At 67.5% G+C, this 12,057-nt stretch carries 6 protein-coding genes; 5 read left to right on the top strand and 1 reads right to left on the bottom strand.

The window, feature by feature from the left end; genetic code table 11:
• Positions 1-2 precede the first annotated feature (2 nt).
• Positions 3-1,865: an AAA family ATPase gene (locus tag ACFRAL_RS02095; protein ID WP_378879227.1), complete on the top strand. Its 1,863-nt coding sequence runs from the start codon at positions 3-5 to the stop codon at positions 1,863-1,865.
• 840 nt (positions 1,866-2,705) lie between these two features.
• On the opposite strand, the gene ACFRAL_RS02090 is transcribed toward ACFRAL_RS02095, so the two are convergent.
• A complete protein-coding gene (locus tag ACFRAL_RS02090) occupies positions 2,706-3,698 on the bottom strand; it encodes a LacI family DNA-binding transcriptional regulator (RefSeq protein ID WP_378879226.1) in 993 nt (330 codons plus the stop codon).
• A 104-nt stretch (positions 3,699-3,802) separates the two neighbouring features.
• Between ACFRAL_RS02090 and ACFRAL_RS02085 the strand changes: the two genes are divergently transcribed.
• The 4 genes from ACFRAL_RS02085 to ACFRAL_RS02070 all read left to right on the top strand — a co-directional run bounded on the left by ACFRAL_RS02085 (position 3,803) and on the right by ACFRAL_RS02070 (position 12,050).
• On the top strand, positions 3,803-5,140 hold the full coding sequence (locus tag ACFRAL_RS02085) for an MFS transporter (protein WP_336394051.1): 1,338 nt from the start codon (positions 3,803-3,805) through the stop codon (positions 5,138-5,140).
• Positions 5,141-5,174: 34 nt separating this feature from the next.
• Positions 5,175-10,220 (top strand): family 78 glycoside hydrolase catalytic domain, encoded by a 5,046-nt coding sequence (locus tag ACFRAL_RS02080; RefSeq protein WP_378879223.1) that lies wholly within the window; start codon positions 5,175-5,177, stop codon positions 10,218-10,220.
• 69 nt (positions 10,221-10,289) lie between these two features.
• On the top strand, positions 10,290-11,123 hold the full coding sequence (locus ACFRAL_RS02075; protein ID WP_378879220.1) for an SDR family NAD(P)-dependent oxidoreductase: 834 nt from the start codon (positions 10,290-10,292) through the stop codon (positions 11,121-11,123).
• A 42-nt stretch (positions 11,124-11,165) separates the two neighbouring features.
• A complete protein-coding gene (locus ACFRAL_RS02070; RefSeq protein WP_336394054.1) occupies positions 11,166-12,050 on the top strand; it encodes an alpha/beta fold hydrolase in 885 nt (294 codons plus the stop codon).
• Positions 12,051-12,057 lie beyond the last annotated feature (7 nt).

The following is a 12,057-nucleotide window of genomic DNA, read 5'->3' as shown; positions in this document are numbered from 1 at the left end:
CGATGATTACGATCACCCACCTAACAATGACCGGTCAGAACGTTCCCGACGCGACAGTCCAGTTCGGCCCTCGACTTACGCTTGTTCGAGGCCCATCGGACACGGGTAAGTCGTTCATCGTTGACGCCATCGACTTCGCTCTTGGCGGATCCTCGCTGAAAGAGGTGCCCGAGCGCGAAGGCTATGACAACGTAATGTTGGGAATCCGCACGGGCGCAGGCGAGTCTTTCACTTTCGTTCGGTCTGTCAGCGGCGGACGTATCGGTGTCTACGAGGAGTTGCTCGCCGAAAGACCCACCGCGCCGCCAGACTTCACTCTTGCCTCCAAACACAATCCCGCGAGCGAAGACAACCTTTCTCGATTCCTGCTCCGCGAGGTCGGCCTCGATGACAAGCGAATCCGTAAGAACGCTCGGAACGAGACTGATTCACTCAGCTTCAGAAACCTTGCGCACCTCACTGTCGTCGATGAGACGCAGATGCAGTCGGAACTATCCCCTGTCCTGACAGGGAACTACACGACTCGAACCAAGGAAGTCTCAGTCTTCAAACTGATGCTCGAAGGGGAGGACGACTCTTCGCTCCAACCCATCGTGTCGACCACTGAGAGGACGCGAACTCGCGCAGCCAAGGCAGAAGTCCTTGAGTCCCTGATCGCCGCACTCGCAGGACGCCTAAGCGACACCGCCGATCGAGCGGAACTCCTCGACCAGTTGGCGCGGCTGAACAAGGCTATGGAGGAGCACTCCACAGCGTTGAGTGCCGTGGTGCGCCGGCAAACCGAAGCCGCGAGGGCCGTCTCGGAGGCGGAGAGCGGCCAACTTGCGCTTCGGAAGCGGTACTCAGAAGTGACTGCCCTCCGGTCGCGCTTGGAACTTCTCGAACAGCAGTACGCTTCGGACCTCGCCCGGCTGGAGATGATCTCGGAAGCTGGAGACCTGCTGGGCTTCTTTGGCACCGGCGTGTGTCCTTTCTGCGGGTCGACGCTAGGCGCCGAGCATCCTCGTTCGCACTCGGAAGATGAAGATGTTTCCGGTTCGATCCTCGCTGAGATTGAGAAGACGCAGTCGCTTCGGAGTGACCTGCAGGCCACACTCGAGGATCTTGATATTGAGAGGAATGCCATCCGAGGGGAGCACTCGGATGCGAAGTCGACGCTTCGTGCACTTGAGCAGAGTCTCGCAGCCATCGACCAAGAGCTCCGTCCAAATAAGACGACGCTCAATGAACTTGCAGCCACGAAGGCGTCCGTCGAGAAGGGGCTCGCGCTCTATGAACAACTCGATGACTTGCGTCTGACATTGACCGAGGTCATGACCGAAGCTGAGAAGGACGTTGCGACTGCTGCTGGGTCCATCGGCTATTCGTTGCTCGACGCGTTCTCGGCGGAGATGGCCACGCTGCTGGAAGAGTGGGGCTTCCCGGATAGCTCGAGCGTTCGTTACGACCGCGCGGAGCAAGATGTGATTGCCGGCGGCCAGGCGAGGGCCGCCCATGGCAAGGGCGTGCGAGCGATCCTCCACGCAGCATTCACTCTGGCATTGGGGCAGTACTGCATCAAGAAAGACCTTCCCCACCCAGGATTCGTGATCATCGACTCGCCGCTTGTCACGTATCGCCCGCCGGACGAGCTCGCGCAGGTCCCAGACTCGACCGATTCGATCCCGGTCGATCTGGTGGCACGGTTCTACGCGTCGCTTCAGGATGCGGTAGGCGTGCAAGTGATCGTGATGGAGAACACCGATCCACCCGAAGGACTGGCTGCAGGAGCGTCGGACGTAGTCTTCACCAAGTCCACCGCGGGTCGATACGGCTACTTTCCGGTGAGCCGCGCCCAGAAGGTGATCGAGTCAAGAAACGACTGAGATAGCCCAGGACCGACGTCGAACGCTCGGCGGTACCAGCCGCCGAAGGGCAGGAAGTCACTAGCTCAACTGCGCCCCCCGCTGGGGGATCCTGGGGACCATCGTTGCGGCGTGGCGAAGCGGACCGAGAGCGACGAGCACTATGTCCTCGATCTGTGTGACGAAGCGCTTGGGGTCGCAGCTCAACGGCAAGCAAGATTCGACTGGCTTAGGGGCGACTTGTCGCCGACTTCAGGTCGCGCGACTGGCAGTCGTCCAACGTCGTCTCGTCTCGTAGCCAGACGGCGAGGTGGGTCGCTGGAAGCTGTGCCCACAGGGCCCCGAGCGAACGCTCGGCATTCCGCCCGAGTCAGACCCTCGGCGCGATGCCCGCAAGCGGGCGCGATGCCCGCAAGCGGATGCCCTTCGCACGCGCTAATGCCCGCACGCGACGGACCGAGTACGTGCAATGCCCGTTTACGGATGGCGACCGAACGCTCCGATGGCCGCCCGCGTCCGGCCGCTGCCGGGGAATGCTTGTTTGGGGTGCTCCGCTGCGGACGGACCTACTTCTTCCCGCCGAAGAGCCCGCCGAGAAGTCCGCCGATGTCAATGCCGCCCGCGGAGGATTCCCCGCCGGAGCCACCGCCGCTGAGCAGTCCACCGATGATGTCCCCATGCCGCCTCCGCCCGCGGAGGTACCGGAGCCGGCCGGGCCTGCCGCGCCACTCTGCTTGTTGGCGATCAGACCGAGGACAAAGGGCGCCAGGATTGGCAGGAGCTTCCCGAACTCGACGCCAGGCCGTCTGAGGCTTCGCGGATCGACGCGGGCTAATGGGCGCGCCTTATGCGCCGTCTCGTTCAGGTCGTTTCGCGCACCACGAGGTGAGCGTCGGTCTCGGGACCGGCGAGCGGAGGAGCGGATCCGGTGGCTGCGCTGAGTGCCAGCTGGGCGAGGAATCGGCCGAGACCTGCATTGTCGACTCGCACGGTTGAAAGTGCGGGGACGAGGAGTCTGGCGAGGGGTGTGTCATCGTGTCCGACGATCGCCAGCCGTTCAGGTACCGCGATGTCGGACCGTAGCGCGGCGCCCAGCAGCATGGCCGCGATGTCGTCGTTGTAGGCGACTACGCCGTCGACGCTGCGGTCCATCCAGCCGCGCAGCTGGTCCGCGGCGGTGTCCTCGCTGATCGTGGCCTCGGCGACGAACCCCGAGCCCGTGTGTGCCTGCAGTGTCTGTCGTGCGAGGTCGCGTCGCTGTGCGACGAGATCCGCGATCCGCGGATCGCCCGACCCTGCGAAGGCGAGCCGTCGACGCCCTCGTGCAATGAGGTGCTCCACCTGCAGCCGTGGCCCGTCCACGAAGCCCAGCTCCCCGTCAGCACCTTCCTCGCCTGCGGCGACCGGCGGCATGATGTGTTGCACACCGCTTGCGCGGATCTCGGTGAGCTGTTCCCGGGTGAACGGCGCCATACCCATGATGACGTCAGGGCGGAGCGTTTCCCACAGCGGTCGCGCCTGCCCGCCGGGATGCGGGGTCATCGTGACGAGCGAGTAACCGGCTTCATCCAGCGCGAGCGAGGCCTCGTCGAGGTGCGTCCGCATGCTGTAGTCGAGTGGCCAATCCGGCAACACCAGCAGGACGATCCGGCTCCGGCCGCTCGCCAGAGCCTGCGCCGCACTGTTCGCGCGATAACCCAGCCGCTTCGCCTCCGCCAGAACGCGGTCCCGCGTCGCCGCCGGAATGGTCTGACCGGGGGTGTCGTTGAGCACGAATCCTACGGTCGCCCGTGACAGGCCCAGAGATCGGGCGACATCGGCCGCGGTGACTCGCTTGGCCTGTGCTCCGGGCATCTGATCTCCTCGTGCGACTTGCGCGTGCTAGTGGAGATACCGTAGCATCCTGAATCAGTAACTAGCACGCGCTAGCAACTCATCCTGACAATGGAGTCTTTGAAATGACCCCGAGCAACGAAGAACCGCTCATCACCCCTCTTCCTGCGACCATCCCCGCGCCGACGGCCAATGCCGTGGAGCTGGACGAGGCGGCCCACCCGGCTCCCGAGCTGCCGAAGGTGGGCGCTCGCTACATCTGGTTCATGGTGCTGGCGCAGTTCGGCGTCTTCATGGCCTTCATCACGCCGCTGGCGATCTCGCTCACCATCCGCGTCAACACGCTGGCCCCCGGCCACCCCGAGTACCTGGGGTACATCACCGGCGCCGGCGCGCTGTTCGTGATGCTCACCTCGCCGTTCATGGGCATCTGGAGCGACCGCACCCGCACCCGGATCGGGCGCCGCCGGCCCTTCATGGTGGGTGGGATGCTCGTGGGCGTGCTCTCGCTGATCGTGATGGCACTTGCGCCGAATGTCTTCATCGTGGGGTTGGGCTGGGTCCTCGCGCAGTGGGGTTGGGGCACCACGCTCAGCAACCTGCAGATCTCCACCGCCGACCGGCTGCCCGAGTCGCAGCGCGGCAAGGTCGCCGGCCTGACCAGCTTCGCGACGCAGATCGCCCCCGTCTTCGGCGTGATCCTCGCCCAGTTCTTCACCGGCGACCCGCTCCTGCTGTTCCTGGTCCCGGGTGCGGTGGGTGTGCTCTTTGTCCTGCTGTTCGTGATGCTCGTCCACGAGGACGACAGCCGGGCGCTGCCGAAGGATCCGATCACGGTCGTTCAGCTGCTGTCGAAGTACATCTACAACCCGCGCAAGCACCCCGACTTCTCGTGGAACTGGCTCGGCCGCTTCCTCTTCTACACCGGCATCACCTTGAACACGACCTACACGGCGTTCTTCTTCGCCGACCGCCTCGGCATCAGCGTCGAATCCATCGCGGGCATCATCGCCTCGCTCAGCCTGGGCGGCATCCTCGCGGTGACCCTCGGTGCCATCGGCGGAGGCTTCCTCTCCGACCGTCTGAAGCGGCGACGGCTGTTCGTGCTGCTGGGCGGGGTAATCATGGCGGCCGGGATGCTGCTGCAGGCGTTCGCCACCGACATCACCTTCCTCATCGCCGGGTCGCTGATCACCTCCGTCGGACTCGGCCTGTTCGCAGCCGTCGACCAGGCGCTGCTGCTCGATGTGCTGCCCGAGCGCGAGACCGACGCCGGCCGCTTCATGGGCATCACCGGCTTCGCGACCTCCATCCCGCAGTCGATCGCTCCGCTGGCGGCATCCGGAATCCTCCTGATCGGGGTGACCGGAGACGAGCGCAACTACACGCTGCTGTTCATCGTCGCCGCCGTCGCGGTGGTCCTCGCAGGCGCCGTCGTGCTCCGCATCCGCTCCGTCCGCTGACCCGATCGCTCCCTAGCAGAAAGCTTCGTTGCAGATGTCTCTCACCGTCGCACCCGTCCGATTCGAGCACCACCGTGATGCTTTCGGCATCGGCGACGCCCGTCCCCGGCTGTCGTGGATCACGACGGATGCCCCGGACGGCTGGTCGCAGGCCGCCTATGAGGTGCAGCAGCGCGGCGGTGAGAGCATCCGCGTCGACAGCGGCGAGTCCGTGCTCGTGCCGTGGCCGTTCGGCACGCTGAGCTCACGTGAGCGCCAGGAGATCCGCGTCCGCGTGCACGGCGACGACGGGTCCGTCAGCGGATGGAGCGACTGGGCGGTTGTCGAGGCGGGGCTGCTGGAAGCATCCGACTGGTCCGCGCAGTTGGTGGGTCCGGCTGATCACGACATCGCCTCACCCCTGGTGCGCGGGTCCTTCACCGCGCAGGGCGGCGAGGTGGTCCGGGCGCGGGTCTACGCGACTGGCCACGGGCTGTTCCAGCTCGAGATCAACGGGCAGCGGGTTGGTGATGACGAGCTGGCTCCCGGTTGGACTGCATATGAGTCGCGGATGCGGTACACCACCTACGACGTCACGGAACTGGTGCGCGCCGGCCGCAATGTGATTGGCGCCTGGCTGGGCGACGGGTGGTGGCGCGGTTACCTCGGCTGGGGTGAGAAGAAGGCGCTCTACGGCACCGATCTCGGGGTGCTCGTTCAGCTGGAGATCGACTTCGCGGATGGCAGCCGGCAGACCGTCGCCTCCGACTCGGAGTGGCTGGCCGGGACCGGCCCGATCCGGTCTGCCGACCTCTACAACGGGGAGGACTACGACGCCCGGGCATTCGACCCGGCATGGTCGACGACGGATGCCTCGGCCCTGGGCTGGGCGCCAGTGGCGGTGCGCGACCTCGGCGACGTGGAGCTGGTCGCACCGGACGGCTCGCCCGTGCGGGTCGTGGAGACCCGCGCGGTGCAGGATGTGCTCACCTCCCCATCGGGCGCCACCATCCTCGACTTCGGACAGAATCTCGTCGGCCGGCTGCGGATCACCGTCTCCGGCGAGTCTGGCACGACGATCACGCTCCGCCATGCAGAGGTCCTCGAGCACGGCGAACTCTCCCTCGAACCGCTGCGCGGTGCGAAGGCGACCGACACCTACACGCTCGCCGGAGCGGGCGAGGAGAGGTGGGCGCCGCGATTCACCTTCCACGGGTTCCGGTACGCCGAGATCACCGGCTGGCCCGGCGAGTTCGACCCCGCCGCGGTCACGGCAGAGGTGATCCACTCCGACATGCACCGGACCGGCTGGTTCGAAACCGACAACCCGCTGGTCGACCGGCTGCACGAGAACGTGGTCTGGGGGATGAAGGGCAACTTCGTCGACATCCCTACCGATTGCCCGCAGCGCGACGAGCGGCTCGGCTGGACCGGCGACCTCCAGGTCTTCGCCCCCACCGCAACGTATCTGTACGACTCCGCCGGATTCCTGGTCTCGTGGCTGAAGGACTTGGCCGTCGAGCAGCAGAAGTACGGCGGCACCCCGATGGTGGTCCCCGCGATCGTCACCGGCTACACCGGCCCCACCGCCGGCTGGGCGGACGCCGCCACCGTGGTGCCGTGGACCATCTACCAGGCGTACGGCGACCTCGGCGTGCTCGAGACCCAGTTCGACAGCATGGTCGCCTGGGTCGACGAGGTGACGGCGGCCGCCGGCGCGGACCGGGTCTGGAGTGCCGGGTTCCAGTTCGGTGACTGGCTCGACCCGACCGCGCCTGCTAACCGCCCCGAGCAGGCGCAGACCTACCCGGAGATCGTGGCCACCGCCTACTTCGCGCGCTCGGCCCGCATCGTGGCGGACGCCGCCGCGTTGCTCGGCCGCGCGGCAGAAGCCCAGAGGTACGGAGCGCTCGCCGACGAGGTGAAGCGGGCGTTCGTCCGCGAGTACGTCTCGGGCTCCGGACGCCTGCTCTCCGACTCGGCCACCGCGTACGCCCTCGCGATCACCTTCGACCTGCTCGACGACGCCGATCAGCGGCAGCGCGCCGCCGACCGGCTGGCGGAGATCGTCGCGGGCAACGGCTACAAGATCGCCACCGGGTTCATCGGCACGCCGATCATCACCGACGCCCTCAGCGCCACGGGCCACGCCGAGGTCGCCTATCGACTGATGCTGCAGACGGAGGCCCCGTCCTGGCTGTACACGGTCGAACAGGGTGCGACCACCATCTGGGAGCGGTGGGACTCGCTGCTGCCGGACGGCACCGTCAACCCGAGCGGCATGACCTCGTTCAACCACTACGCCTTCGGCGCCGTCGCGGACTGGATGCACCGTGTGGTGGCGGGTCTTGCGGCCGCGGCGCCCGGATACCGGCGCATCCGCGTGGCCCCACAGCCGCCGCGGCGCGGGCTGACGTCCGCCTCCGCCCGGCTCGAGACCCCCTACGGCACCGCGGCCGCGGGGTGGGCGCTGGCCGACGGTCATGTGCGGGTCTTCGCGACCGTGCCGGTCGGCAGCACGGCCGACGTCGTGCTTCCTTCCGGCCGGACCCTCGAGGTCTCCGCGGGGATGTACGAATGGACGGAGCCGTTCGAAGTCGGCCCGGAGGGTGTCCGCCAATTCACGGTGGACTCGCGGATGGCCGACATCGCGGACCACAAGCCGGCACTCGAGGTGCTGACCGGCGTGATCGCCAAATGGGTGCCCGGCGCGGCCGAGCACATGTCCGGCGGACTGCGCGGCCAGGACGAGGTCACACCGCGACAGATCACCGGCATGCTCCCCGACCCGGCCGGAGTGCTCGCCGACCTCGAACGCGGCTTCGCCGCCCTCAACGCCGGAGAGGAGATTCCTGCCGACATCTACACGATGGCAGAGCCGACCGCGAACGACGCGGACCTGCAGGAGAAGGCCGCGCTGCTGTCCGGCCGCGATTTCTGGTCGACCCGGGACAGGGCGGGCGTGGCCTCGATGGTGATGGTCGACGGTCCGCACGGGGTGCGACGTCAGGACGGCACCGCCGACAACCTCGGCTTCAACGACTCGCTGCCCTCCACCTGCTTCCCGCCGGGGGTCGCGATGGGCTCCACCTGGGATCCCGCCCTCATCCGCGAGGTGGGCGTCGCGCTCGGGGAGGAGGCGCGCGCGCTGAACGTCAACATGATCCTGGGACCGGCGATCAACATCAAGCGGTCCCCGCTGGGCGGTCGCACCTTCGAGTACTTCTCCGAAGACCCGCTGCTGACCGGCGTCCTCGCCACCGAGTACGTCCACGGCGTGCAGTCCACTGGTGTGGGAACGTCGGTGAAGCACTTCGCCGTCAACAACCAGGAGACCGACCGCATGCGCGTGAGCGCCGAGGTCGACCCGCGAGCACTCCGTGAGATCTACCTGCCCGCGTTCGAGCGGGTCGTCAAGGACGCGTCGCCCACCTCGGTGATGAGCGCCTACAACGCGATCAACGGAGTGTTCGCTTCGGAGAACCGCTGGCTGCTCACCGAGCTGCTCCGCGACGAGTGGGGGTTCGACGGACTCGTCGTGTCCGACTGGGGCGCGATCAAGGACCGGGTGGAGGCGCTGCAGGCGGGCCTCGACCTCGAGATGCCGGGCACGGGTGACGAGGGCACCGACGCCATCCTCCAGGCCGTCCGCGACGGCCGCCTGGACCGTGCCGCCGTCGAGCAGGCCGCCGCGCGAGTCGCGGCACTGGTCGACCGCACCCTTCTGCCCGAGGAACCCTCCGCATTCGACGAGGACGCGCACCATGCGCTGGCCCGCCGGGCGGCGGCAGCCGGAGTGGTGCTCTTGCGAAACAAGAATCAGGCACTGCCGCTGCAGGCTGGCCAGAAGGTCGCCGTGCTCGGCGCCCTCGCCGCGGCGCCGCAGTACCAGGGTGGCGGCAGCTCGCACGTCAACCCGACCCGACTGGACATCCCGCTCGACGAGCTGCGCGCCGCCCTGGGCGACGAGAACGTCTCGTACGCCCCCGGATACGCCGACGAGGGCGACCCGGTGGAGCTGCTCACGGACGCCGTTGCTGCGGCCGCGGCGGCAGACGTCGCCGTGGTGTTCGTCGGCCTCTACGAGAAGGACCAGTCCGAGGGGTTCGACCGCACCAGCATCGACCTCCCCGCCGAGCACGTCGCTCTCATCGAAGCAGTCGCCGGCCGCGCCGGGCGCACCGTCGTCGTCCTCTCCAATGGCGGCGTCGTCACGCTGGAGCCGTGGCACGACTCCGTCGACGCGATCGTTGAAGGGTGGGCGCTCGGACAGGCCGTCGGCGGCGCGCTCGCCGACATCCTCACCGGCGCGGTGAACCCCTCCGGGCGGCTCGCCGAGTCCATCCCGCACCGCCTGCAGGATACCCCCTCGTTCCTCAACTTCCCGGGTGAGAACGAGGTCGTACGGTACGGCGAAGGGGTCTTCGTGGGGTACCGGTACTACACCACCGCCGAGCAGCCGGTGCGATACCCGTTCGGTCACGGACTGTCCTACACCACCTTCGCCCACGAACAGCTTGAGGTGGTCGCTACCGGACCCGACAGCGCGCTCGTCCGGGTCACCGTCCGCAACACGGGCGCCGTCGCGGGGGCCGATGTCGTCCAGGTATATGTCTCTCCTGCTGACTCACCCGTGCATCGCCCGGTCCGCGAGCTCGCCGCGTTCCAGAAGGTGCTGCTCGAGCCCGGCGAAGCTCGCACCCTGGAGCTGAGCTTGGAGCGGCGTGCTTTCGCCTACTGGGACACTGTGAAGGACCGCTGGCGCGTCCAGCCGGGGACGTACGGCGTCGAGCTCGGCCGATCCTCCGCCCACATCACCGCCTCCGCACCACTCGACCTGGAAGGCGACACCGATCGACCGGAGCCGCTGAGCCTGGGCTCCACCGTCGGAGAGTGGTTCGGCCACCCCACCGTCGGGCCGGCCCTGATGCAGGCGATGATGGCGAACGCGTCTCCGGAGCAGCTGGCCGCGGCCGAGGACAACGGCAACATGCTGAAGATGGTCGAGTCCATGCCGATGGGACAGTTCGCCCGATTCCCCGGCGTCGAGATCTCCGACGACGCGCTCAACGAACTTGTCGCCCTCAGCCTCACCCGCTAAGCGCGCCGCCACCCGCGCGCATTGTCCCCGGCTCCCTCCGGAGGTGTCCCATGCGCGGGAGCAGCGACCTTGCAGCCCAGGCCGCGCCCCTTCGGGTGCCGCTGCCGATCGAAAGAAGCAGAGATGAAAAGACTGAACGACCGGGTTGCCCTCGTCACCGGCGCCGCCTCCGGCATCGGCCGCGGCACGGCCCTGCGGCTCCTCGCAGAAGGTGCCGACGTCTACGCCGCCGATATCAACCACGACTCCCTCACCGCGCTGACGGGATCCGTCACGGATGATCACACCCGCGCGCGACTGCGCATCCGGCCCATCGACATCAGTGACGAGGCATCCGTCGCCGCAGGCGTCGCGGCGGTCGTGGAAGAGGCCGGCCGGCTGGACGCGCTCGTGAACGCTGCGGGAATCCTCACCGCTGGACACACCCACGAAACCAGCCTCGACACCTGGAACCGGATCCTTCAGGTCAACCTCACCGGCACCTTCCTGATGGTGCGGGAAGCTCTTCCTGCACTGTTGCGCTCCGCACATGGCGGCCGGGTGATCAACTTCAGCTCCACGTCCGCGTTCTACGCCCACCCCTACATGGCTGCGTACTCCGCCAGCAAGGGTGCGATCGCCTCCTTCACACACAGCATCGCGTTGGAGTACGCCAAGCAGGGGCTGCGCGCGGTCAACATCGTCCCTGGGGGCATCGAGAGCGGCATCACCGCCAGCACCCCGGGACTCCTTCCCGCCGACGCGGACTGGACACTGCTGTCCAAATTGTCCTCCGCACTCAAACCGGCGGGAGAGTTCGGCAAACCGGCCGACGTCGCGGCCATCATCGCTACCCTCGTCTCCGACGACGGCGCCTTCATCACCGGCACCGAGATTCGGGTCGACGGCGGCGCCCACATGTGACGGCGTCAAGCCGCTCCACCGACACACAGAACCAGGTATCTCATGTCGATTCGCGCACTGGCGATGGATGCCATCGTCAAGCGCCTCATCGCGCGATCCGGCAACGCGGACGTCTCCGCAGAGATCGCCCGTCGCTACGCCCAGGGACCGCCCGCCCCCGCCGCGGTACCGCCCTCGGTTCAGAAGCGCTTCCACGTCAGCGAAGAGCGAGTTGCCGGTTCGCCGGTCGTCACCCTCCGTCGCCGTGACGCGTCGCGCGGACGCGCCGTCATCTTTCTCGCCGGAGGCGGGTACGCGCATCCCATCTCGTCGGCGCACTGGCAAGCCGTCGCCCAGTATGCAACCGATGCCGAGATCGACGCCGTCGTTCCGCTTTACGAGGTCGCTCCCTTCGGTGACGCGTCGCGCGCCCACAGGTTCGTCGCCCGGGTCCTCGAAGATCAGATCGCGCAGCGCGGCGCGGGCGAGCTGTACCTCGCCGGCGATTCCGCCGGCGGAGGCCTGGCGCTGAGCGTTCTGCAGCGGCACCCGGAGGGCATCCGCGCCGCCATCCTCCTGAGTCCGTGGCTGGACGTCGAACTCGAACACCCCGCAGCGGACGTGCTCGAAAGATGGGACGCCATTCTCGATCCTGTCGAGCTGCGGCAGTGGGGTTCGGCATGGGCAGCCGACCTGCCGACGTCCGACCCGGCGGTCAGCCCGATCCACGGCCGACTGGTGGGGCTGCCGCCGGTGCACCTGGTCTCCGGAGGTCGCGATCTCCTGCTGCCGCAGGCGCTTGACGCCTACGGCAGGCTGCGAAAGGCCGGTAACGCCGGCAGCCTCACCTACTCTCCCGACGCCAATCACGCCGTGGGCCTCAGCGGCTCGGCTACGCCGGAAGCAAAGCGCGTGCGCGACGAAGTCGTCCGTGTCCTGCGATCCTGATCAGGAA

Origin of the sequence: Microbacterium sp. NPDC056736 (assembly GCF_042790415.1) — a bacterium.
In the GTDB taxonomy this organism is placed as follows: domain Bacteria; phylum Actinomycetota; class Actinomycetes; order Actinomycetales; family Microbacteriaceae; genus Microbacterium.
Note: the sequence above shows the minus strand (reverse complement) of the source record. Positions and strands in the feature narration are given on the sequence as shown.

Excerpts from the sequence above, each read along its gene's own strand:
- ACFRAL_RS02095 (WP_378879227.1), top strand. The coding sequence starts at position 3 with ATGATTACGATCACCCACCTAACAATGACCGGTCAGAACGTTCCCGAC.
- ACFRAL_RS02090 (WP_378879226.1), bottom strand. The coding sequence starts at position 3,698 with ATGCCCGGAGCACAGGCCAAGCGAGTCACCGCGGCCGATGTCGCCCGA.
- ACFRAL_RS02085 (WP_336394051.1), top strand. The coding sequence starts at position 3,803 with ATGACCCCGAGCAACGAAGAACCGCTCATCACCCCTCTTCCTGCGACC.
- ACFRAL_RS02080 (WP_378879223.1), top strand. The coding sequence starts at position 5,175 with ATGTCTCTCACCGTCGCACCCGTCCGATTCGAGCACCACCGTGATGCT.
- ACFRAL_RS02070 (WP_336394054.1), top strand. The coding sequence starts at position 11,166 with ATGTCGATTCGCGCACTGGCGATGGATGCCATCGTCAAGCGCCTCATC.